Below are 23785 nucleotides of genomic sequence, written 5' to 3'. Positions count from 1 at the left end.
CTGTTACAACAGATAGGTCATCCTTCATCCCTTAATGGCCCTAATAGCTTGTATCGTGAATGAAATCAAGGGCGAGCGACAGCGAGGGCTTTGCCTTTACCCTTGATGAAATGAGCGATACAAGCTAACATCCCTCAAGGGATGAAGAACATCTAAAAAAGTGACAGAATCACTGACGTTTTAATATGACATTTTCACTGACGCTTGACATTGTATTTTGCCTGGCAGACTAGTCTTTTAGCCCCACACCCATGTTAATGGTTCGCCGCATGTGGCCAAACTCTTTGATAACTTAGCACATTTGTTTTCTAAAAAAAGTTTACACAAAATTATTGACAGACCCACTATACCCCATTCCAGAACTACAGTATAAAGCCTCTGGGCAGTGATCAAGCCTTGAGGCCTTTTGATTCTTTAATAAGTCTCTTTGTGGTTTTTCTGTCGCACTTGTATGTATTACCTAAGGAGTCGTATGCGGTTAAACTCTTGAGGTTATCACTAAGGATAAAGAGGTCTGGTGTCCATTCATGAAGATATTCCCCCGGCTCTAGCTTCTTTGGAATGTTGCCGGGGCTGGGTTTGATAAGGAAGTGGTTCTCATCACCTGTCTTAAACTCACCACCTATATTAGTAACCCAGATCGGCTTACGACCAGTATTAGTAATGTTATATATGAGATAGTCCTTATCGTCTACATGTTGCTCATAAACGAGTCTACCTATATAACAATGTACTTTTAGCTTGCCCTTATCATTGAAGTATGTAAACAGGTTCCACGCTGCAACCGCCGTAGAGAGGATTGCACCATAGAATACTACTAAGTCCTTAACCCATGTATCCATTTGATCACCTCAAGTAATCTATTAATCTTCTCGGAAATTAATTTCCGTTGTAGACTCTAGCATTGCGGCTAGGGTCTTTTATTGTTTCACCACAAAAACAGGGTGGGAACAAACCTTCCTCTTGATATTTTCAAAACTTCCCAAAAATTGCCGAGAAGGCATTTTTTTCTGCCTAATACAGAAGGAGTACAGCACTCCTGCCGCCTTGACACTGCTGCAGCAGTTCTACAGCGGCTTAATTTTCTGGATTACTTCTGTTGATCTTTCCACAACCGATTCCTTGATACTATGTCAATAAAGTAGACACAGAAAATGTAAAATTTAATTATTCTTTTGGCACTACCTTTTCTCCGTAAGTTTGATTTTACTTTTTCTTTTCTCCAAAAACAGGCAAATTCCTTTCACAATCTTTCGACAAATACCGACATGATTTGAGTTTCCTGGTATAATGAAAATTGAGCCACCTCCAAAGTTCTTTGAAATCCAACCAAAAGCATAGGTACACGATACTTTACTGTCTAATGCCCGTGAACTCAAGCCTGGCCTGGGTTTGCGGGTATTTTATTTGCCTAGCAACTGTCGAACTCGGGTCAAACTATACAAGAATCCTATATTAAACTTAAACCTTGATGTAAGAAAGGCATGCTTTTGCAAACGCCAATTAAGAATGAGCAGTAACCAAAGAATACTTTGCTTTCTCTCAAAAAAACACAAAAAACATCTCGATCTCTTAGAATTCTAAAAAATCCATGTGTATAGTGAAAATGAGCTCGACTAAAAACAAGTTAAGGGAGATGATCATTTTGAAACTTAAAATCAAAGATAGTGTAAGACAAGATTTCTTCCGTTCCGCCAAGCAATGTATTATCAAAGACCGTGCTATTAGTACAGATCATATCTTACAAAAGATAAAAGTAGATTCCCCCGTGTTATTTAAGCGTTTAGTCTCGCTGAAAATTGACCTTACTGAAGCAGCAAACATTTTATTGACTGAACTTTCTCAGGAAGGCTGGTTAGCATATAGAAACAAAAAATGGACGATCAAAAAAACATCCAAATTCTGTCGCTATTGTGCCTCTCCTATTGGGGATATTTACATACGCAGCGAGAAAGGGAATCGGTATTGTAGTAGAGACTGTTATGAGGAATTAGACATTGATGAGGATGATTCCCCTTACTGGGAAGACTATTTATACTTGTTTGATTATTTTCGCAAACTGTATCCCTATCACTAGCTAAAAAAGAAAATGGCAAGCATAAAACAAATGAATAACCATGATCTGACGTGTTTCCATCTAGACATCCTGGAAACGATCAATGAGTTAGAACAAGTATTTGAAGAAGAAGATTTTTTAGAAATTGAATATTTGGAGGGTGATGATGGACCTGTGGCAAGGGAAATGTTTCGAATTCTATCTCTACTTCGTAAAGAGCAAGCGGATTTGGAAAAAGCAGAGGCCATCGTCAGAAAACGCCGCGGTGGTATAAAAGAACGGTTCGGAATTAAAGTTGATGAAGAAAAAATGACTGACTCCATCCAAAAAAACAACGATTGGAAAGCATTTAAATTGAAAAACAGACACTAAAAATTAAAGACAAAAACAACTTTTGGGCAACCTCTGACGCAATTTGGAGAAACAAATGGTATGATCAACTGTACCCCATATTGGGTGATGCATTGAGCTGTGAAAATATTGTGCAGTGCCCTATATGTTCGAAATGGGAAGATTCGAATAATGTAAGACGACAAGCCGACCAATTTAGATATTGTGAGGAATGCATAGAGGAATATGATTTAACATTTGAAAATATAACGTGACATCGTGGAGGCCCCTGTACAAGACGAGTTCAGAAAGGCGGTGTTCTTACTCTGATTCTGATATCCTTGCTCTTAATTTTATTTTCCTTCTTTTCATGGTTATTTTTTTCCGGTATGAAAGATATTGTCTTCAGTAACCGACAACAAAAAACAAACACAAAACATGAACCATCCATTAACATCCATATTCATATTGAGAAATCCTTTAACCAAAATGATCATTTCAAAGAGGAAAATTATATTGACCCTGAAAAGTTTTCTTTTAAAACGACCCATCTAAGGGGGAATAGAGATTGAAATACGGCAAATTAATAAGATATTTTAGCGAGAAAGGATGGACTTAACATGCCTTTGAAAATAGCAGAGAGAAAAAAATTAAATATTTTTCTTAGGGATTTCTTCGCAAACAACAGAATTGCAAGTTTTTTCGATATTGTTGAGTGCCTGCAAAAGGAATATCCTAGACTATTTACAAAATTGACTGAGTCGAGCTACAAATTAACAATTGAAGCTTACTTGGCACAATATTTTCTTCCAAAGTATATGAAAGAAGGTTGGCTCCAAATTGATGGAGATAACTATAAAGTTCAGTTGAGCCCGAATCGATGTTCCTATTGTTTTAAGAGCATTGATGACATTTATATAATTGACATTGACCTTAATCGATATTGTGGGTGGCGTTGTGCAGAAAAATGCCGTTATTACTGCGACCCATATGAAAGTCATCTAGACACTTATCAAGAACTATTTGACAGATTTTCGACTTGGTTACCTCAAACTAGAAAGTACTCAAACTTTATAAAAATGAAAAATACAGATAATATAAGTTGTTTAGTCAAAGAAATTGAAAGATACGTAAATGATGTTCACTTTGATGAGTTTCGATGGCCGTTAGAAGAACAATCCTGCATAGAATCCGAAATATATAGAATGTTACAAGTACTTGATAGAGAGGTAGAAAGATTAAATAAGTTCATCGAGTGATTATATTATTGGGACCACTTTTTGTGGTTTTTTAAAAGAAAGGGATGAAGTATGAATAATAACCATTTAATTAGGGCTTGCTGAACGATTCCTTTAGCCGTTTGATTCGTCCAGCGGAAACCTAAGAAAATACCAGCGAAAAAAAGTGAAAAAGAAGAGTCTCAGACGGTATTCCAAATTCATAACGAGAAATTGCAAGGAGATAACAGTTTCACTGGTTTTTTCAAAAACCGTCGACAAGCAAAGCGGGAATGATTCAAATAGCGGTAGATATCTTTGCCTGGCAGTGAAAAGCTGTGCTCCCCTTCAACATGGATTTACAAAATTGCCGCCATCTTCGAGGCTTGAAATTCCTTTTATTTTTGTACAAAACTTAGACTTTTTCAGGGGAAACTAAGTAAAATATATCGGTATCAATAACGAGCCTCGTTCTTAAGGCCGATGTATTCAGAAATAGATATCGCTTGCTGCAATAATATCTTACAGTTCTTATTTACGAATATCCTCGAGAAATTCTCTTAATAAATTTTCTACTTTTTGTGGAATATTCGAATCGAATTTAAAACTCCAATAGTTTTTCTTAGGTGTAGCTTTAAAACCATCATTTTCAAATCGAGTTATCCACTTGCTTTGAATATCTAAGGAAAGAACAGGAAACCCAACAATAACTTCTCCAGGATAAAAACCTAAGATGTCCAAACCGTTTAATTCAAGAATTTCACCTCCTTTTGTCGGCCTTATATAATAGGTATCAAATATAAATTGTGGGACTTTAATCTGATCTCTACGTAAATCTCTACTAAAAGCTTTAGATGTTGATATATATTCATCTAAACGTTGTCTAAGTTTGTATAGCATAGGATATTGTTTAAGCCCCTCAATATCAAGCCATTCTCAAATCATTGTCCACGAAAGAGTTTTTATCAAATCGATATTAATGAAGTCTTTTATATATTGTGGATAGTGATTTGATAAATGGCGCTTTAAAGTAGCTTCTTTCTCCATGGTTACAAGGTAGAGATAATAATTATCAATATTGTACAGCTTGCTAAGTATATTCAATTGCAATAATTGTCTAAAAGGTTGATACAATAAAAAGTTTTTTCCAAAATTTGCTTCCAACTTCAGTTCAAGACAACATTGTGCATTGTCTGCAACCATATACACATCAAATTCTGTGTTCATTGCGGATGCTATTGCATGCCTTCGTAACATGGAAATATCATCATCAAATCTTACTTTTTCACCCAAGATTCACTTGCCCACGATGCCATACTGTTCAAATCTTTTATACCAAGTTCAGGTTAACAGCTTCTTCGCTGAATAAAGTGAACAGTACCTGTTAATACTGGAAATTAATAGACCAGTATTATGGAGGTATTTTCATATGTTTATAGAGATTAATGAGTTAGACAAAACGATGAATATCCCAGAGCCATGGTATATTGACAGGTGTAAATTCAATAATGAGTTACAACAACTTGATGTTTTCGTGAAGTACCGCAAACACTGAAATTTGATGCGCTTGTCTTGACGATGGCTAAAGATATGCCCATGAACGCCATTGCGCGCCTTCTCGGTGAACATGATACTCGGTTATGGCGAATCCTACATTATTACGTAGAACAGGCCATTGAAGCCCAAGATCTATCCCATGTTACGAAAATCAGCACGGATGAAACCTCATCCAAAAGAGGGCATCATTATATCACCATCTTTATGGATGCGGATCAAAAGGTCGTCATTTACGCTACAGAAGGGAAAGATGCTGAAACCGTCCGTGTTTGTTAAGAGCATCTGAAAGCTCACGGCGGTCAATCGGAAAAGATCAAAAAAGTTTGCATTGACATGTCTCCAGCTTTCATCAGGGATTTAAGGAAAACTTTCCTAAAGCAGCCATTACGTTTGATAAATTTCATGTCATGAAGAATGTCAATGAATCCGTAGACGAAGTACGACGCAAGGAGCAAAAAACATGTGCCGATCTAAAGAATACACGTTACATCTGGCTAAAGAATGAAAACAATTTGACAGCGGAACAAAAGAAGGCTTTAGATAAATTGAAAGACTGTGACTTACAAGCTGCCAAAGCGTATCGGATGAAAATCTGCCTTCAAGAAATCTTTCGTTATCCGTCTTCGATTGCCCCAATGGTATTAAAGGATTGGATCCAATGGGGGCTTCGATGCCGATTAGAACCTATGGTAGAAGTAGCTCAAATGATTCAAAAACACTATGACGGGATTGTACGTTTGTTTACATCCCAGCTGAATAACTGCCTTCTTGAAGGCGTTAACAGCCTCATTCAAGCTGCGAAACGAAAAGCCCGTGGTTATCGATCCGTTGAAAACTTAGTGGCCATGATCTATCTCATTGGCGGAAAACTTACATTTAATGATCCTACATCCAAATAAAAAAGAACCGTGAACGGTGTGGAGCCACGCTTCGCTCGCCGACCGAACCCGATTCCCTTGTCCACTATTTTCAAAGATTTACTGGAAATTGATAGAGGGAATCTATTTTGAAATCACTGCTAGTGGCGAAGAGACACAAAACACTTACTAATGTTTCAGGAAATTCGCCTTCTTCATGTTCCCATTTCCATGTAAAAACAAGCTTTTCATATGGGACAATTTGATTGGTCCGCGATGACCATCCTCAGGCTTGGAAGTAAATCATCAAAACTTCCCATCATTGGGCAAGGTGGGGATCAACTATTTTTATTCAAATAGGCACACCTTCAAACGTGTGCTCTTGAACTTATTGATCAGCCATCCATTCTTCATTTGAACCTTCATTGGAGTCGGCCTCTGACTCCAATGAACTTCTGTTCTGTTACTTCAATTTGTTTTATGATCGGTATGAAAAATATAGTATTCACGAGGGCGATCAGCTAAATGCAGTTTCTTGTATTCTTTCCAAGCAAGAGTTGGGTCAGGAAAACTAGAAATGACTGCTACCTCTTCAATGAAGAAATGATCATTCTCTGAGTGGGACTTCAATGTTTCACAAACCACCAGATATTCATTTAATCGCTCTGTCGCCCATTGTAGGAAACCATCAAAAGGTTTCTCAGTCGATCAGGGTAATTGGTAATAATCCCATCAACCCGTAATTCTATCATTCGTTCTAAATCTTCTGTTTCATTTACCGTATAACAGATCACTTTAATTCCATTTTGGCGAAAAGCTTCAACCATCTCCCTTGAGACCGTTTCATGAAATAGGTGGACCGAATAGACGTCAAAAGGCAATTCGGACAGATACCGTATCGGGTTAAATAATACTGCTTCATATAAGAGTCCTAACCTTATATTTGGTTGTTTTTCATGTAATTCAGCCAAAAACCGATGGTCAAAGGATGAAATCACAAAATTTTGATTAGACGATTGTTTTTGAAGCCAATTGGCTAATACGTCAACCATTCTTACATCAAAAAAAGGACCCTGCTTTACCTCAATGTTCACAAATAAATCATGGGGAATGATTTTCATCACTTCATCAAGCGTCGGTATGGATGTCCCCTTGTACTGATCAGAGTACCAATATCCTGCATCAAATGATTTGATTTGTTCCAGCGTTAATTCATAAACTTTCCCTGATCCATTTGTCGTTCTGTCAATCGTCTGATCATGTATGACAATGATACTTTCGTCTTTTGTCAAACGAATATCCAATTCTATTCCATCCGCTCCCAAATCGAGCCCCCTTTGAAAAGCAGGGATCGTGTTTTCAGGAGCATAACCGGATGCGCCCCGGTGTGCGATAATGAGTGGTTTGTAGTTTTCCAAGAAATCACCAACACTTCTGTTAATTATATAAGCTGGAATAGTTCCATAAATCTTCCTTACTTGTAGATGCAGCAATCGCACCAGAACGGAACCGTTTATTTTTCATAGGGTGTTTTCTCCCCTTTTACACATGATTTGCTTCATGATTAAATTCTACCACCTGTTTATACTCTTCTTCAAACTCATCTAAATAGGTTTGTTTCATTTGTTGGGTCCAACCAAAAATTCGGGCCATCTCCTCCAATAATATTTTATAATAAGATGCCAGATTATCTCTTTCAAAAAAAAGTCTCCCAGTTCGCCTGATCAGAAAATCATTCAAATTGGCAACCATTTCTTCTTCAATCGCATAATGCATCTCTGCTACAGCAACTAATATATCGGTATTATGAATGGACTGATTGAAATCCAGACCCTGTTTTAGCTTTTCTGCTTTTTCTAATACCTTCAAAGTATTTGTTCCATATCTGTATACCAGAGAGACAACATGTTTCTCATTGAGACCTGACAATTTTGCCATGTCTATTCTTTCATTGATGTATTCCTGCAATGAAGAAGTAAAGTCTCCTCCTGATAGGACGATCTTATCGGTTATACAAGGCTTGTATTTAAAACCATATTCCTCCTTTAATTGACTCATGACAATATCAACTACCCTTTCTGCCATCTTCCTAAAACCAGTAAGTTTCCCTCCTGCGATGGTGATTAATCCTGATGATGAATAAAAAATCTCATCCTTCCGCGATAATTCCGAAGGGGATTTTCCGTCTTCATGGATCAAAGGGCGGAGTCCGGCCCAACTTGATGAGATATCTCCTATCTTTAGTTTTGCATTCGGAAACATATGGTTAACTGCACTTAAGAGATAGTCTACGTCTTCTTTTGAAACGGTTGGTTTTTCAATATTTCCATGATAATTGGTATCGGTCGTTCCAATATAGGTTGAGCTCTCTCTTGGTATGGCAAAAATCATTCGACCATCCGGAACATCGAAATAGACTGATTGTTTTAAAGGGAGTCGGTGATACGGAACAACTAGATGAACTCCTTTGGTAAGGTGAAGTCGTTTCCCTTCCAAAGATCCATCCATATCTCTAAGCTGATCAACCCAAGGACCTGCAGCATTGACAATTTTCTTGGTATAGATTTCATAGATTTTACTGGTCAACTGATCCTTTACCTGAACCCCAATCACCTTCCGGTCCTTGTAAATAAATTGACTGACCTCAGCATAATTAACGCATAAAGCACCATAGGAGTGAGCGGTTTTCATTACTTCGATCGTCAATCTGGCATCATCTGTACGATACTCAATATACAACCCCCCTCCTCGTAGAATGTCTTTGCGAAGCAAAGGTTCCAATTCTTCCGTTTGTTTTTTCGACAGCATCACCCTTCGTTCTTCCTGCTTCACGCCCGCCAATCTGTCATATAACCATAAACCAACAGAAGTGGCCATTTTTCCGTATGTTCCGTTGTCAACCAGTGGCAACAGCATTTTTTCCGGAATTACGATATGAGGAGCATTTTGATGTAATATGGCTCTTTCTCTTCCCACTTCCCGAACTAATTTAATTTCACCCTGTTTCAGATATCTTAAACCACCATGTACCAATTTTGTGGATCGGCTGCTCGTTCCTGCACTAAAATCCTGCTTTTCCACCAACCCGACCTTTAATCCCCGGGAAGCTGCATCCAAGGCGATCCCAGCACCAGTGATTCCACCACCAATGATAATGACGTCCAACTTTCCTTCGGCCATCTGTTCCAAGTATTTCTTTCTGTGAAATGTTGAAAATATATCTGTATTTTCCACTTTATTCCCCTCCCTCTCAAAACCCGACGTTTGGTAGCAAGAAGGGCTTCAAGTTTCTATTCTTCGTCCTTTTCCCAATTCATTGTTCTTTTTACTGCCTTTTTCCAACCCTTGTAAAGCTTTTTCCTTGTTTCATCATCCATACTTGGCTTAAAAACAGCATCTATACTTGAATTTTTTTCGATCTCTTGTTTTTTCCAAAACTCCACTGCCAATCCAGCCAGATATGCTGCACCAAGAGCCGTTGTTTCTGTCACCTTTGGCCTTTCCACATTTACTCCCAATATATCTGACTGAAATTGCATTAATAAGTTATTGGCTACCGCGCCTCCATCTACTCTTAAGGCTTTGAGTTCAATACCAGAATCCTTTTCCATGGCTCCTAGTACATCTTTTGTTTGGTAGGCCAAAGAGTCCAAGGTTGCTCGAATAATATGCTCCTTGGTTGTTCCCCGTGTTAGACCAAAAATTGCACCACGGGCATACATATCCCAGTAAGGGGCTCCCAATCCTGCAAAGGCTGGAACCACATAGACTCCATCTGTATCCTGTACCTTTGAAGCATAGTATTCGGAATCAGGAGCAGTATCTATTAGTTTTAAACCGTCTCGTAGCCATTGTACCGCTGCCCCGGCAATAAAGATGCTGCCTTCCAAAGCATATTCCACTTTCCCATCCAATCCCCAAGCGATGGTAGTTAGCAACCCGGATTGGGAGGAAACCGCTTTTTCCCCAGTATTCATCAACATGAAGCATCCTGTTCCATAGGTATTTTTGGCCATTCCCGGTTCAAAGCAGGTTTGTCCAAATAAAGCCGCCTGCTGATCCCCTGCCACACCTGCGATCGGAATTTCTGCTCCTCCAAAGGTCTGCGGATCGGTTTTATCATAGATTTCACTGGATGGCTTTACTTCCGGCATCATCGAAAGGGGAATATTTAATTCATTCAGTAATCTTTCATCCCATTTCAAATCTTTTATGTTATAAAGCAATGTTCTGGATGCATTGGAGTAATCGGTGACATGACTATTTCCCCTGGTCAGATTCCAAATCAGCCAGGTATCGATAGTGCCAAACAACAATTCGCCATTTTCGGCTTTTTTTCTGGCTCCTTCAACGTGATCAAGAATCCACTTTATCTTTGTTCCGGAGAAATAGGCGTCAATCACCAGTCCGGTATTTTCCCGAATATACTCTTCCAACCCTCTTTCTTTTAGATTATCACAAATATCTGCTGTCCTTCTGTCCTGCCACACTATGGCGTTATATATGGGTTTTCCTGTTGTCTTATCCCAAACCACTGTGGTTTCCCGTTGGTTGGTAATCCCGATAGCTGCTACTTCCTGCGGCCGAATTCCTGTTCTTTCCAACACTTCCCTGGCAACACCACTTTGGGTTCCCCAAATTTCCATCGGATCATGTTCAACCCAGCCCGGTTTTGGATAAATTTGGGTAAACTCTTTCTGGGCTACTCCTACAATTTGGCCGGATTTATCGAATAATATCGCTCTGGAACTGGTTGTTCCCTGATCAAGTGCTAACACATACTTTTTTTCCATCCGTTATCTCCCCTTGCTATTATTTTTACATTTCATCATTCACTTCTTCACTCTATTCTATGTGTATATTAAACTACACTGGTTTATTTCCTTCTATTTATTACGACATATTTCAATGGGATAGAAACATATGTAAATTGTTCTATGAAAAAAGCCAATATCGATAGGAGGAGTAGAGCCCCTACAGATATTGGCTGATTATTTTTTAAAGATATTTAAGTTGACTACAAAAACTTACTCCATTTTTTACATGGACAAGCAACATGATGGCATGACGGGTAATCCTTAATTTGCCTGGAACCTTTGATTCGAGCAATGGCATCTTCAAGTCTTCTCTTTTCAGATGCCAAATTGGCATCATCTACCGATATGGCATAAGGATGATCAATCTCCAAGAAATATAGAATTGTTTCCTTTACAGGGTATTGAAGGATTTCCTTGACAACCAATGTGTAGAGAATGGCCTGAGTCTTATATTTATTCACCAGCTTCTCCAAGTGATCTGCCCGTTCTTTTTGCCCCACCGGAAAATGATTGGTTTTAAAATCAAGGATGGTCGCCTTCCCTTCCTCATCTTTAAGCATTTTATCCATTACTCCGGATATGGTTTGTTCTCCCAAACGGTAGAGAAACGGGATTTCACTTTGCACTTTCCTGTAATTGATCGGATTCCACGGACTATTTATATACCGGTCTATGTAAGGTTTGATTTCCTCCGTCCAGCGCTTGATCTCCCCTGTGTTAAGCCCGTAGCTGAGCAACTCATGGCGAATCAGTTCCTCAGCCTCCTGGGGATGGTCCAACTTCTCTAACACGTGGTGAACCATATTTCCTACATCAATCTGAGAAAGTAGAGTCTCCTTCGACGAAGAAGTGTCACCATCTTTGTCGTCATAAGGAACTTCCGAGAATTGGAGATTGGATTGACTGCCAATCGGAAGTTGAATTCCCAAGATATTTTGTATATAGAAAAGTCTCGGACACTGAAAATAGTTCATCAATGCAGTTACCGAAAGGGTATGGAAATGATTTGTCTCCGGCAGGCTAACGGACTTAAGCAACGGAAATTCCACAAAAACGCCATCAGCGTCTTCTCCAGGATCTTTCTCAATTTCATCCTCTTCTCCCAAACTCATGAATCCATTCATCAATTCTATATCCGTCATATCCTCTGGAATATCGTGTGGAACATCATTTTCTTCATCATTTTCCCCCGATTCGGAAAGTTCCCAGGTCAGTTTCATGCTCCACCCTTCAGCTTCTATACACGGTTGATGACTCCCTTTTAACTCTGACAATTGTTGATAACCCAGATGTTTAACAATCCAATCCAGCCAGTTGTTTTTATATTCCTCTGTCACTCTTTTTGTTACCTTTTGCGAACCAACCAAAAGAAGGTAATCCCTGGCTCGGGTCATGGCTACATACAAGAGTCGCCGAGCTTCCTGCAGTTCACGGCTTTTCTCTTCTTCCTTCAATTCATCAAACATGCCATCACCGATTGGCTTGGATTCTTCCCGATTCAACTGAATCCCCAAGCCGATATTCGGGCGATATATGGCTCTGGAAAAGGCCCCTCCACCCTTTAGCAAATCCCTCTGTAAATCGGGCAGAACAACTACCGGAAACTCCAAGCCTTTGGAGGCATGAATCGTCATTAAGATCACCGCATTCCCCCGGTCTTCAATCACCGAAGCTTCTTCCTCCTGAATCTGCTTTTCCAGCATAACCTTCATATGCTGAATAAAGTCATACAGCTCATAGCCTCTATGGTCAACCCATTCCTTCACCATATCCAGAAACTTCATGACATTGGCCAGTCTTTGTTGGCCATTTTCCAGGGACAGCAGAATTTGGGGAAACCCGGTATCCTCCAATACTTGATGAAGAACAGCATATACTCCCTCTGTTAATCGAAGAAACTTCCATTGACTTAACCACGTTCGTGCCTTGATCAGCTTCTGCCATTCCTCATCCGTTACGGTTTCCGGTTTTATTTCAAGGGAATAAAACGCATGGCGCAAGCTATGGTTTCTTGTCAGCCAAAAAAGGGTCTCATCATTCAGATGAACAAATGGGGAACGCAAGAACCCTAGAAGGGCGATTTCATCCTCGCTATTTTGAATCAGTTTCAACAGATTCAGAACATCCAGTATCTCCTGCTTTTGATAAAACTGCCTCCCTCCAACCACGACATAGGGTATGCCCTGTTCATATAAGGCCTGTTCATACACATGCATATGAGTCCGGGCAGAAAGGAGGATGGCGATATCGCCGTATTGGACTGAAGAAGGCTTTTCCTTTGCTTCCTCTCCCTCTTTTCTCCAGATTAGGGATTCACCCTTTTTCACCATTTCTTTAATTCTACCGGCAATCCGAGCAGCTTCTATCTGACGCCAACTTTCCTCTTCTTCCTCCTCATCTCCTGAGGAATTCTCCTTTTGCCAGCAATAGCCTAACAATTCCACCGTAGGCTGGGTATGTTCCGGACAACGTTGGGCTTCCAAGGGTTCATAAGTCACGTAAAAATCTTTATCTCCTTCTACTTTTATCATCAAACGGCTGAAAAAGTCATTCATATAAGCGATCAACCTTTGCTGAGTCCGGAAATTTTTTTGAAGGGATACGGATTCTCCACCGTGTTGTTTAATGTGTTCCCCAATCTGTTGAAATACCTCCACATCTGCCCCCCTGAATTTATAGATCGATTGCTTTCCGTCACCAACAACAAAAAGATTGATTTTTTCACCTCGGGAAGAGAGCAAATCAAAAATCGCTTTCTGTAAGCTGTTGGTATCCTGAAATTCGTCAACCATCAGGTACTTTATTTTTTTTTGCCACTTTTCCACCACATGATGGTGTTCCGTAAGCAGTTTGACGGTAAGGGTTTCCAGATCACTGAAGTCCACCGCATAGCGGCTTCTTTTTACTGTTTCGTAAGACTGGGTTACTTCCTCCACTAAAGATACCAAGGCTTTTACGACTTCGACATAATGGGGAGCCTCGGCAAATAAAAGAAGGGTTTGCAGGGTTTCCTTTAGCTCTCCGTGAAGCCGTTTAAACTGATCAGACCCTGCTTTCCGCCACATTCCAGCCAATAAATTCTCCATCATGTTTCCGTATGCGTCGGTGTAAGTACCGTCCCATGTTTCGATCAGAGAGGAATACTGCCGAAATTGATCCCGCCAACGACGATAGATGTCAAGATAGGTGGGCGGCCTCTTCTTGCCAAGGCCCTTTTCTAATAATGCAAATTCTTCTTCCAACGCATCAAAGAGTTGAAACAGACGACTCCTTGCCTGCAAAAATTTCTCCTTTCTCCTGAACAGTGACTTTTCCGTCTCTTTGATGACCGTTTCATCGCTCACATGATAGGTTTTGAGAGATTCATATAGGGAATAGACAACCTGTTGCAGCAAAAAGGAACTTGAAAATTCCGCATATAAGAGACGAGATCGCTCATCTCCCTTTTCCAGAGCCTTTTCTACCATTTCCTGAATCGTTTCCTGTAGAAGAAGACTTGCCTCGGTTCCATCCAACACCTGAAAATGAGGATCAACCCCTGCCTCCAAAGGGTGGTCACGAAGAAGGCGGGCACAGAAGCCATGAATAGTCGTGATCATGGAGTAGTTTAATTCCTTCCGTTTCTTCTGCCAGAACCGTTTTTCTTCATCCTCCTTTGCTCTTCTAGCCATCTTAGTAACCGCAGAACGTATTCTTTCTTTCATTTCAGCGGCCGCTTTTTCCGTAAAGGTGATGGCTACAATCTCATCGGCTCGAATACCATGATTTAATTTCTCAAGATATCTTTCGGTTAACACCCAAGTTTTCCCCGAACCGGCACCCGCTGAGACTACCAAATTTTTATGCAGTTCCGTAATCGCCATCTCCTGCTGGGGATGTGGTTTTGGGTTACGAATCATTTGAGTAATGGGCTTCATCCCGTTTCTCCCCTCTTTTCTCCAAAAACTTTACCCTTCTTTCCAATTGGACAGGATCCATACGGTATACAGCTTGATCCGCATAATAGGTGGCTGGTGTATGTTCAGGGAGCATGTGGAATTCTCCGCGGCGCAGTTTATGAAACAATACTCCAACGGTTTGCAGTGCATCTTCCATAGCGTCTTCTAAATTCTCTATGACGCCAGATCTGGTTCTCGAAGAGATTCCGGCATCTTCCTTCCTTTCCTCCAACCACATTCCTAGCTTTTTAAATTTTTCCTTTCCATTCAGGCTGTAAAACCCTGCTCCGATGGGTTGGGCATTTATCTTCTTGGTTTCTTTCAACCATGTCTGAACGGCTGCCAGATACAAAGGAAGCTGAAAATTCCGCCCTTCTTCCACATCTTTGTACCCCTTATACCGTCTTCCCAATTGCAGCTTATAGTCATAAATAACAAAGGATCCATCATCATGGATATCGATTCGATCCACTTTCCCATATAAACGTAAAGATGTGTCACCCAATTTCAATTTCACAGGATGAGGGATCGATTCAGGATCTGTTTTTTGACCTTCGATGACAGGTAGACCAAAGGAAAATTCAAAATGACTAGGTTTAAAATCATGATTTTTCTCATGGGCCAATTCATGCTTTAGCCACCTTAACATTTCCTGCTTTAATCGTTCCTTTTCCAGATTCCATATATAGGAATTGACAAAGAGGGGGTGGTTGGAAAATACTTCACATTCCCGCTCAAATACATGGATTAGCTTTTCTGCCAGAACCGATTCTTGAAGTTGGGAAAATGGCTTGCCTCGTTCTGCCTCATAAACCTGGCGCAGCACTTCATGGAGCAAGTTCCCTTTTTCCACTGGCGTGATCTCCTGCCGCATCTCATCCACCGGTTTCACCCCCAACACCCGGGAAAAGAAAAAGGTAAGGGGACTTGCGGCATATTCGTTGATAAAGGTAATGCTGTAGGGCCTGTCTGCAGAAAAAATCTTCTGTATTTCCTGATGAATACGGGGGTCAGTTAGTCTTCCATCCCAGGGACCAAAGGGACCCGACCACCTGTTCCTCTCCACATGGATTCCCTGGATGACATGCTGCCAAAACACTTTTTCCTGTGAGATCAGCTTTTTCACAGAATCCTCCCCATAGGAAGCAGAATATGCCATGTGCTGTGCCAGCCAACGGCGGAGCTCCTGTTGATTGGAAATGTCCCGTTTATCCTCCGGAAAAAATCGCGTCTTTCTCGCTTCCGAAAAAATGACTGGCTGAGCCCAATCTCCCGGTTCCACATTCTCCTTCATCCAGTCCACAAAGGAAGATTGTAACACCTTTTCATCAGCCTTGGGCGAAACAAAGGAAAAAATGATTCGTTCTTTGGGTAAAGAGACGGTCATGAGAAAGAACAACCGCTCCATTTCGTTATGATAATGGCTGGCGGGCAATATTTTCCCCTTTTGCTGGAAAACCAGGCGTTCTGCATCTCCCATCAACCAGTTTTCCCGGTGTATCAATGGAAAACTTCCTTCATTCATCCCCAATACAAAGACCGTATGAAAATCATCTCCCCTGGCTCCAGATGGATCCAAAATGTGAACACCCTGTGGTTCACCTTTAGCAATGGTCACCATTTCTCCATGAAGGACAGAGACCCACTGTTCCAAAAAAACTGGAAAAGAAAGGATGTTGTCATCCCCAAGAATCAAGGATATTTGCTTCATTTGCTGCAGGGAACTATCCAATACACGTATAACATCTTGATCGCGATTCAATTGATGCCAAGTATATTCTTTACGGTTCATCAGTCGAAAGGGAGCATCTTTTAAAGATACCTGATTCATGACCTCATTCAACACCTGGATGTATTGTTGAATGGTGCCCTTCACCGGAATTTGCTCAATCATCTGTTTGATCTGGTTTAACCATTCCTCTAGTCGGTCCAACCACTTGATCCGTTTGAGAATACTTTCTTTTTTCCTCTCTTTTTCTTCGGGAAAATAATCGTCCTCCTCTTCCCCATGCAAGGATTGATTCCCCATTCGATCAAGGGACTCCTGCAGAAAGCTCCTACTCCACTCGATTCGCCTGAACCAAGTTTCTTTTCCATCAACAATCCCCATTTGCTTGATCCAGTTTTCCAACCCCGGGGGCGGTTCTGCCTCACTCCAATTCAGATAAACTCCTTCTCCGGCCTTAATGAGCTGACTTTTGTGCCAATTGGAGGATGCAATTCTTAAAAAGGAAATGAACTGGCGGAAAAGAGGGGTTTCCGCCACTGACGTCAGTTCGGGAATCTGGACGGGAATTCCTTCTTTTGAAAAAATCTCCTGAATCAGGGGAAGATAGCTAGGTTGGTTCCTCACAATCACAGCAATCCCGGATGGGGAAAGGTCCTTCTCCTTTGTCAGGATTCTTTTTATCTCTTTTCCCACCATTTCTATTTCCTTCTTGATAGAACTGGCAGGAAGCAGTTGAATTTGTTCAGGAGCTGGCAATGGTTCATTAAGATCTTGCCGTAAAAGTGCCTCACGAAAACGCCTTAGTTCATGATGAACCCGGTGATTTTCCCCATCGTAAGCCGCATGGACAAATCCTTCCTGTTCAAGGTTCATCAGGGTTTGCTTCATGATTTCATGGAGGTGAGGAATCTCTTCATAAAAGGATGGCTGGTAGGGAAGATAGATTTCTGCCCGTTGAATCCTTTTGATTTTTAACAGTTGAAGGAGGAGGGCATATTGTAGAGGGGTGAAATCCGTAAAATGATCCACCCATAAAGTGTTTACATGTTGTAGAAAAAACGTTTCTCCTGATGAAACCATTTCTTGCAGCAGCTTCGTGGCCACTACCAGCTTTTCTTCAGGGTCCATCAATGTGAACCCGTCTCTTTTCAGCTTTTTTTGATAGTGAAGGTATAGTACAAGAAGGCCACGTTCCTTAGGATTTCGATGAGGATCATCAGCCATTACTTCTGCTTCTTCCTGGGTGATTCCCGCCCTTTTCAATTCTCCGATGCTATGTACCAAGGATTCCAACAAACCTTGAGAAACAGGGATGGAATGAAAAAGATTCAGTCTATCATCTTGCTTTTCCTCTTCTAATATTTGCTCAACTAATTTCATCCTCCCGTATTTTTCTAAGTGTATGGTTCGAATCTTATGTTCTCTGATTAAGCGGTCAGCAATCTCATCAAAGGTGACGAGCTTTAAATCAACGACGCCCGGTGTATCTGCCAAAAGTTCTTCCCGTACTTTTTTCAATAAATGCCGGGTAGGAAGCAAAAATAGAAAAGCATCCCCTTGTCCCTTGCGGATCATCTCTTTTGCTTCCTTGATCCACTCCTGCCGTTTTCCCTGGCCAAATGGACCGGTATACACAACTCTCATAAAAATTCCCTCCCATTGAAGAGGCTGCAATTTGATTCTGTTATTCAGACTTGATTCTGCTATCCATTTATTTTATCATAGTCGCTTTCAAACTGGCTCCATCTTTCAAAGCCTGAACAAAAAAGTAACCGCCCATAATAGGACGGCTACAAAATACAATGTTAGAGTTTTGCTCTTACTTACTTGGCCGGAAACCATTTAGGGAAGAAAAGATTGTGCTTCCGCAAGGTATTGGCGATATAGATAATTCCCAGGATATTAACAATCAGAGAAAAGATCATGATCGGCACCACATATTTGTCAAAGAAACCTGCTGCTCCGGTTAATCCGATAAGCGGCAAAAACTCGGATAGGTGGTGTGCACAACATGCGACCATGGATACGGCTGATGTCCCCGTACTGCCCGCAGCAACCGCACCGCTTCCGTGTGTGCTTTGATGTGCCAATGCACGACGTAAAAAGACAAACAGTCCCATCTGGATGCCAAACCCTATGGCGATGGCAACAATAAGAACTCCTAATTTCTGGAATTGGGCGATCGTGTGATCCACTGATCCCGAGGTGATACTAACCAAAACAAAGTAAAAAACCAACAACCCGATGGCCGCGATTCCACCCATAAGATAAGCACGATGAAAAATCGATTTGGGAATCTGATTTATGGAGGGGGTATCACAGCAAGATGCCCCATGGGACTTTTGAGTTATTGCTGGAGAATTAGACATGGACAAAAACATTCCTTTCTTCATGATTAGTACTTTACTCTATATCTTGATTTGGAGGCTATACCGATGGCAAAACGAAAAATAACCGATGCTGCATTCACTTTGTCCCCCATGTAAAACGATGTTCTTCTGAACCTCCAACTCCTTTTAAGATCAACGTAACCTGCTGATTTATATCCACCTTGGGAGGATTACTCAATTTTAGCGTTCCCTTCATATGATGGGGATCGGGACTGGTGATTTCCCAGTTTAATCCGGTAATACGTTCCCCTCCAACCTCCAGCTTAGCCATTTCCCCAATGGGAAGTGTCGTCAAGTCACCGCTATGGGTAGTAAAAATCAGATCAAATATCCAATCCTTTTGTTCCCTCACAAGATTGTTCCATACGACTTCGATTTCCACATTATTTTTGAAATCCGTTTGAGATGGATTGGTCTGACCATTGGCCGCAGGCTTTGAGCTACTGACTAGAACGATACCACCTATTAGTAAGATTAAGATGATCAAAGGAATCAATGCTTTCTTCATACAGTACTCCCCTCTTAAATTAATAAGACACCCTACAAATAAGATAGCGTATAATTATGAATTTCTTATGTGGGATTTACGTAATTTTATGAAGAAAAGAATCCGTTTTAAACCGGATTCTTCCTGTAATATCCATTAGTTCTCCAAAAATTTGATGAGCAGTATCAGAGCGGCTACCACGACGAAATGAATCCAGATGTGAAAGGAATTAGATAAGAACCCTCTGCCTTTTTTTCTCATTTCTTCACCCCTTCTGTCCCCAAAACCGAAATTTAATACACACTTCCCCCGAAAGTAATTCATATCTTCTAGACAAAATACCAAATAATTATGTATTTCTTATGAACGAAAAATACCCAATTCGTAGGATGAATAAAGGGGCGGCCCATAGCTGAGTCCACCCCTTTATCTTCCATTTTTTAACTTATTTTAATTCGAAAAAATCACTTATTGATAAGCCTTCACCTTATTTAGTGCCTCCTGAACAGGCGTAAAAACGTAACCGTGGGCTTCAGCAACAGCTTTATAAGTTACGAACCCATCTACAACATTTATACCTTTAGCCAAGGCAAGATTATCCAATGCTGCTTGACGGTATCCTTTATTGGCGATCTGCAGGGCATAGGACATCGTTACATTGGTTAATGCCCAGGTAGAGGTTCTTGCAACTGCGCCAGGCATATTGGCCACTGCATAGTGGAGAACCCCATGCTTCACATAAGTGGGATTGTCATGGGTGGTAACCCGGTCGATGGTTTCAATGGAACCGCCCTGATCAATGGCAACATCTACGATGACAGAACCTGCTTCCATGGACTTTACCATCTCTTCAGTAACCAAACGCGGTGCTCTTGCTCCTGGGATCAGTACCGCACCAATCAACAGATCAGCCTTTTTTACGGATTCGGCGATATTATAACTATTTGACATTAGCATTTGAACTCTTCCGCCAAATACATCATCCAAATAACGGAGTCTATCGGGGTTTACATCAAGAAGGGTGACCTGGGCACCTAATCCAACGGCCATTTTGGCCGCATTGGTTCCGACGATCCCCCCGCCAACAATAACGACTCTGCCAGCTTGAACACCGGTTACTCCGCCAAGCAAAACCCCTTTTCCACCCTTGGACTTTTCCAGGAATTGAGCGCCGATCTGGACGGACATCCTGCCAGCCACTTCGCTCATCGGGGTAAGGAGCGGAAGGGAGCCGTTATCCAATTGAACCGTTTCATAGGCAATGGCTACCACTTTTTTGTCAACCAAGGCTTTTGTCAATTCAGGTTCAGGAGCCAGGTGAAGATACGTAAACAAAATTAATCCTTCACGGAAAAAATTGTATTCCTGCGGCAAAGGTTCCTTTACTTTCATAACCATGTCCACATTCCAGGCATCTGCAGCTGTGGGAACAATTTTTGCTCCTTCAGCCATATAGGACTCATCAGAAAAACCGCTACCCAACCCGGCTCCTTTTTCCACCAACACTTCATGACCGGCACCTACAAGGGTTTTTACACCAGCAGGTGTAATCGCAACACGATTTTCATTGTTTTTAACCTCTTTGGGAATTCCAATTCTCACAGGGACTACCTCCTTAAAAAAATCTCTCCTGATACGCTTAATCTCCTTCTTTACTTCGATTATACCCTTTATTTTCAACGTTTTTTTTAGAGAAGTACCAAAATATGTCCGTTATCGTTTGTGGAAATCCACAAATAAAAAAGTTGTCCATTTCTCAGTCTCCCCAAAATCAGCTAAAAACTGTAAATCATCTTGATTGCAAAAATACGGTAAAAAATAATTATTTTTCTGAAACCCTTACCTCTTCATTTCGTAAAGAATTGTGTAAAGACCAAAAATTGATAAGGAGGGGATTACGATGAAATGTCCGATCTGTCCAGACGTAAAAATGCGGGAAATAGAGAAAGACGGGGTACTGATTGATATTTGCCCTGAATGTAAAGGAGTTTGGCTCGACCGGGGTGAATTGGATAAATTGCTTCAGGGAGTCAAGGAAGTACGAGAAGACTTCAATCAATGGTATCATGGTCATCATGGTCATCATGGAAGCCATGGCCACCACAAGAATCATTATGGTAATCCATATTACTCTTCTCATAAAAAACGAAAGAAAACCGTTCTTGATCTTTTAGGTGATATTTTTGATTAAAAAATTAAAACGTTCTTGTAGAAAAAAGTAACCATTGCCTTGGGGGACGGTTACTTTTTTCTTGAATATGTTGCGATTAGTGAAGTTTACCGGGAATCATCCACTTTTCCCATTTTAATATCCAAATACAGCGCCACTCTCTGATTGGCATCATCCAGATCAATATCGGCAATCTCACTGATTCTCTTTAACCGGTAATTGAGGGTATTGGTGTGAATATGCAGCCGGTTTGCCGCAACATTCACCCGACCTGCCGAATCCAAAAAAACTTCCAGGGTCCGAATCAGATCCGTATGATTTTCTCTGTCATATTTGATAAGCCTTTTCAATCTCCAATTCGCATACTTCTCGGATTTGTTTTTCTCCATTAATAAAGGAAGATACCGATAAATCCCTAGATTATCATAAGAAAAGGGCAAATGATCGTCTCCATGAAACATTTCCTGCAGTTTCACTACCTGCAGGGCCTGCTGGTAACTCCGGCCAATCTCCAATATATTTTGTGACACCCCTCCCAAAGCAACTGATGGCTTTGTCCTAGTTTGCTGTTCCTGCCATTGTTCCAGGATCTCCCGTGCCCAATTTTCAGCCTGAGTTCGCAGTCCATCCACAGATACAGGGTTAGAGCCCAACAGAACAATCATCTCATTTTCCCTTGCAACCCATAGGGGGGATTGCCCGCCATTCACCAAGGAGCCCTTTGTCAGGAGAAGATAAGGTAACTCTCGTTTCAACTTATCCATCATTTCCAAATTGGGCATCTGGATAATAGCAACCAGAAAGGTATTGGGCAAGGCAATATTTAACATTTGGGCTTTTTTAATAATACTTCGGGAGGAATTTAGATTTTCAAGGAGAATTTCCCAAAAGAATTCCTTTCTTCCCTTTTCCCTCGGTCCCCGCTGGCTTCTTCTTTCCATGAGCATTCCAGCGACGGTTTTTGCCGCCTTCTTCAGAAGAACATACTCTTCCTTTCCAATGGAACGATGGATTTCCAACACATAGATATATCCTAGTACTTCTTCTCCCTTTCGGATTCCAATGGCTACTCGTTCTCCAAGGCCCACCTGATTCATCGGAGGGATTCGCACAGGATCATCCTGTTCCATCAGGCGTTGGATATATCCTTTTTCCCACAGGCTGGATATCACAGCTTGAGGCACTCTTCTGTTCATGATTGTTTCCCTTCTGGCCGGGTCCGTCACATCATGATGAATACTGTAGGAGAGCAGGTTATGATTATGATCTTCAATGGTTACTGGATTTCCCAGGCGTTCGCTGATCAGGTCAGCCAATTCCTGAAGGTCTGCAACATGAGCGCCATCCAGCCACTCTTCTGCCTGGCTTTCAATTGCTGAAAAATCTATTAGATTCTTATTTTCATGATCAGAAGACATCTTCCCCCTCCTCCTCTCCGGGTTATTTTCTATCTTCATTATACATAAAGTGTCAAAAATAAAAACAAAATCCCCTCCAAGCAGCTTCAAAATCTTTCCTTTCACGGTCTGCTTAGAGGGGACAAAATTCATCTTTCAATAGACTTTGAATCCCTGATGATTCTATCTAATTATTCTGTCATTTTCTAACTATTCTATTACTTTTACCGCATTCTTTCTCAATTCTTCGGGCACTTCGATTCCCTGGGCCTTAGCTGCCTTCAAATTGATGACTAATTCCAGATTCTTGGGGAATTCCACTGGAATTTCCGTTGGTTTCTTGCCATTCAACAGGATATCTGCCGCCATTTCCCCGGTGCGGTAACCCAAATCAAAGTATTCAATTCCATAAGAAGCAAATCCGCCTCTTTTAACGGAATCTCCCTCACCTACAAAAAGAGGAATTTTGTTCTGTTCAGCCACTTGAATGACTGATTCCAATGCAGCGACGACGGTGTTATCCTTTGGAATATAGAAGGCCTGGATCTTCTTGGATACCAGGGTTTCAGCCGCTTGTTTCACTTCATTTCCATTGGCAATGGTCACTTCAACAGGCTCCAAACCCAAGGAAGAGATGGCTTCTTTTGCTTTTGTGGCATTCACCACCGCATTTTGCTCCCCTGCATTATAGATGATTCCAACTTTTTTCACATCCGGAAAATAATCTTTGATCAGTTGGATGGTTTTACTGATGGCTTCCGACGAATTTCGATTTTTTCCTCCTTTTACACTTAAGAAAATTATTTATATGGAAGAAACTAAAGAATTTACTAAGGACAG

Annotated in this window: 19 protein-coding genes; 6 read left to right on the top strand and 13 right to left on the bottom strand. The window is 41.0% G+C overall.

The annotated features are described in order from the left end of the window. Positions 1-389: 389 nt before the first annotated feature. The gene (locus L1765_RS12300) at positions 390-842 is read right to left on the bottom strand and encodes a hypothetical protein (RefSeq protein ID WP_236407782.1); all 453 of its coding nucleotides are present in this window, start codon (positions 840-842) and stop codon (positions 390-392) included. Between the two features lie 803 nt (positions 843-1645). Between L1765_RS12300 and L1765_RS12295 the strand changes: the two genes are divergently transcribed. The 3 genes from L1765_RS12295 (at position 1646) to L1765_RS12285 (ending at position 3645) form a co-directional block, all read left to right on the top strand. After that, complete coding sequence (locus L1765_RS12295) at positions 1646-2077, top strand: hypothetical protein (RefSeq protein WP_236407781.1); 432 nt, start codon at positions 1646-1648, stop codon at positions 2075-2077. 30 nt (positions 2078-2107) lie between these two features. Further along, positions 2108-2428, top strand: a complete 321-nt coding sequence (locus L1765_RS12290) for a hypothetical protein (protein WP_236407780.1) — start codon at positions 2108-2110, stop codon at positions 2426-2428. A 578-nt stretch (positions 2429-3006) separates the two neighbouring features. Continuing rightward, on the top strand, positions 3007-3645 hold the full coding sequence (locus L1765_RS12285) for a hypothetical protein (RefSeq protein ID WP_236407779.1): 639 nt from the start codon (positions 3007-3009) through the stop codon (positions 3643-3645). A gap of 489 nt (positions 3646-4134) precedes the next feature. On the opposite strand, the gene L1765_RS12280 is transcribed toward L1765_RS12285, so the two are convergent. Then, the gene (locus L1765_RS12280; RefSeq protein ID WP_236407778.1) at positions 4135-4503 is read right to left on the bottom strand and encodes a hypothetical protein; all 369 of its coding nucleotides are present in this window, start codon (positions 4501-4503) and stop codon (positions 4135-4137) included. A 36-nt stretch (positions 4504-4539) separates the two neighbouring features. Then, the gene (locus tag L1765_RS12275) at positions 4540-4896 is read right to left on the bottom strand and encodes a hypothetical protein (RefSeq protein WP_236407777.1); all 357 of its coding nucleotides are present in this window, start codon (positions 4894-4896) and stop codon (positions 4540-4542) included. 285 nt (positions 4897-5181) lie between these two features. Between L1765_RS12275 and L1765_RS15970 the strand changes: the two genes are divergently transcribed. Together L1765_RS15970 and L1765_RS15965 are read left to right on the top strand one after the other, a co-directional pair. After that, positions 5182-5436 carry a helix-turn-helix domain-containing protein gene (locus tag L1765_RS15970; protein ID WP_268928886.1) on the top strand — a complete coding sequence of 85 codons (255 nt, stop codon included), beginning with the start codon at positions 5182-5184 and terminating at the stop codon, positions 5434-5436. A 107-nt stretch (positions 5437-5543) separates the two neighbouring features. Further along, complete coding sequence (locus tag L1765_RS15965; RefSeq protein WP_329610029.1) at positions 5544-6059, top strand: transposase; 516 nt, start codon at positions 5544-5546, stop codon at positions 6057-6059. 614 nt (positions 6060-6673) lie between these two features. Here the strand turns inward: L1765_RS15965 and L1765_RS12265 are convergent. The 8 genes from L1765_RS12265 to ald form a co-directional block, all read right to left on the bottom strand. Further along, a complete protein-coding gene (locus L1765_RS12265; protein WP_236407776.1) occupies positions 6674-7510 on the bottom strand; it encodes a glycerophosphodiester phosphodiesterase in 837 nt (278 codons plus the stop codon). A gap of 49 nt (positions 7511-7559) precedes the next feature. Continuing rightward, entirely contained in the window at positions 7560-9251 is a 1692-nt protein-coding gene (locus tag L1765_RS12260) for a glycerol-3-phosphate dehydrogenase/oxidase (protein WP_407942265.1), read from the bottom strand. A 56-nt stretch (positions 9252-9307) separates the two neighbouring features. Then, the gene (gene glpK, locus L1765_RS12255) at positions 9308-10810 is read right to left on the bottom strand and encodes a glycerol kinase GlpK (RefSeq protein ID WP_236407775.1); all 1503 of its coding nucleotides are present in this window, start codon (positions 10808-10810) and stop codon (positions 9308-9310) included. A gap of 224 nt (positions 10811-11034) precedes the next feature. Beyond that, positions 11035-14751 carry a UvrD-helicase domain-containing protein gene (locus L1765_RS12250; protein ID WP_236407774.1) on the bottom strand — a complete coding sequence of 1239 codons (3717 nt, stop codon included), beginning with the start codon at positions 14749-14751 and terminating at the stop codon, positions 11035-11037. Then, positions 14723-18145, bottom strand: coding sequence for a PD-(D/E)XK nuclease family protein (locus L1765_RS12245; protein WP_236407773.1), 3423 nt, complete (start codon positions 18143-18145; stop codon positions 14723-14725). Before L1765_RS12245 ends, L1765_RS12250 begins: the two co-directional genes overlap by 29 nt. Positions 18146-18324: 179 nt before the next feature. Further along, positions 18325-18894, bottom strand: coding sequence for a hypothetical protein (locus tag L1765_RS12240; RefSeq protein ID WP_236407772.1), 570 nt, complete (start codon positions 18892-18894; stop codon positions 18325-18327). A 73-nt stretch (positions 18895-18967) separates the two neighbouring features. Beyond that, entirely contained in the window at positions 18968-19399 is a 432-nt protein-coding gene (locus tag L1765_RS12235; RefSeq protein WP_236407771.1) for a hypothetical protein, read from the bottom strand. A gap of 447 nt (positions 19400-19846) precedes the next feature. Continuing rightward, complete coding sequence (gene ald / locus L1765_RS12230) at positions 19847-20980, bottom strand: alanine dehydrogenase (protein ID WP_236407770.1); 1134 nt, start codon at positions 20978-20980, stop codon at positions 19847-19849. A gap of 298 nt (positions 20981-21278) precedes the next feature. On the opposite strand from ald, the gene L1765_RS12225 reads away from it, so the two are divergent. Beyond that, positions 21279-21569, top strand: coding sequence for a TFIIB-type zinc ribbon-containing protein (locus tag L1765_RS12225; RefSeq protein WP_236407769.1), 291 nt, complete (start codon positions 21279-21281; stop codon positions 21567-21569). A gap of 86 nt (positions 21570-21655) precedes the next feature. On the opposite strand, the gene L1765_RS12220 is transcribed toward L1765_RS12225, so the two are convergent. Further along, positions 21656-22966: a PucR family transcriptional regulator gene (locus L1765_RS12220; protein WP_236407768.1), complete on the bottom strand. Its 1311-nt coding sequence runs from the start codon at positions 22964-22966 to the stop codon at positions 21656-21658. 189 nt (positions 22967-23155) lie between these two features. Beyond that, positions 23156-23698 carry an ABC transporter substrate-binding protein gene (locus L1765_RS12215; RefSeq protein ID WP_329610027.1) on the bottom strand — a complete coding sequence of 181 codons (543 nt, stop codon included), beginning with the start codon at positions 23696-23698 and terminating at the stop codon, positions 23156-23158. Positions 23699-23785: the final 87 nt, after the last annotated feature.

Origin of the sequence: Microaerobacter geothermalis (assembly GCF_021608135.1) — a bacterium.
Classification (GTDB): Bacteria; Bacillota; Bacilli; order DSM-22679; family DSM-22679; genus Microaerobacter; species Microaerobacter geothermalis.
This window is presented reverse-complemented; position numbering and strand designations above follow the sequence as displayed.

Bases quoted from the DNA above. Each gene is read 5' to 3' on its own strand.
- L1765_RS15970 (WP_268928886.1), top strand. From the start codon at position 5,182: ATGGCTAAAGATATGCCCATGAACGCCATTGCGCGCCTTCTCGGTGAA.
- L1765_RS12235 (WP_236407771.1), bottom strand. From the start codon at position 19,399: ATGAAGAAAGCATTGATTCCTTTGATCATCTTAATCTTACTAATAGGT.
- L1765_RS12245 (WP_236407773.1), bottom strand. From the start codon at position 18,145: ATGAGAGTTGTGTATACCGGTCCATTTGGCCAGGGAAAACGGCAGGAG.
- L1765_RS12280 (WP_236407778.1), bottom strand. From the start codon at position 4,503: ATGCTATACAAACTTAGACAACGTTTAGATGAATATATATCAACATCT.
- L1765_RS12240 (WP_236407772.1), bottom strand. From the start codon at position 18,894: ATGAAGAAAGGAATGTTTTTGTCCATGTCTAATTCTCCAGCAATAACT.
- L1765_RS12285 (WP_236407779.1), top strand. From the start codon at position 3,007: ATGCCTTTGAAAATAGCAGAGAGAAAAAAATTAAATATTTTTCTTAGG.
- L1765_RS12225 (WP_236407769.1), top strand. From the start codon at position 21,279: ATGAAATGTCCGATCTGTCCAGACGTAAAAATGCGGGAAATAGAGAAA.
- L1765_RS12300 (WP_236407782.1), bottom strand. From the start codon at position 842: ATGGATACATGGGTTAAGGACTTAGTAGTATTCTATGGTGCAATCCTC.
- glpK (WP_236407775.1), bottom strand. From the start codon at position 10,810: ATGGAAAAAAAGTATGTGTTAGCACTTGATCAGGGAACAACCAGTTCC.
- L1765_RS12220 (WP_236407768.1), bottom strand. From the start codon at position 22,966: ATGTCTTCTGATCATGAAAATAAGAATCTAATAGATTTTTCAGCAATT.
- L1765_RS12290 (WP_236407780.1), top strand. From the start codon at position 2,108: ATGAATAACCATGATCTGACGTGTTTCCATCTAGACATCCTGGAAACG.
- L1765_RS12250 (WP_236407774.1), bottom strand. From the start codon at position 14,751: ATGAAGCCCATTACTCAAATGATTCGTAACCCAAAACCACATCCCCAG.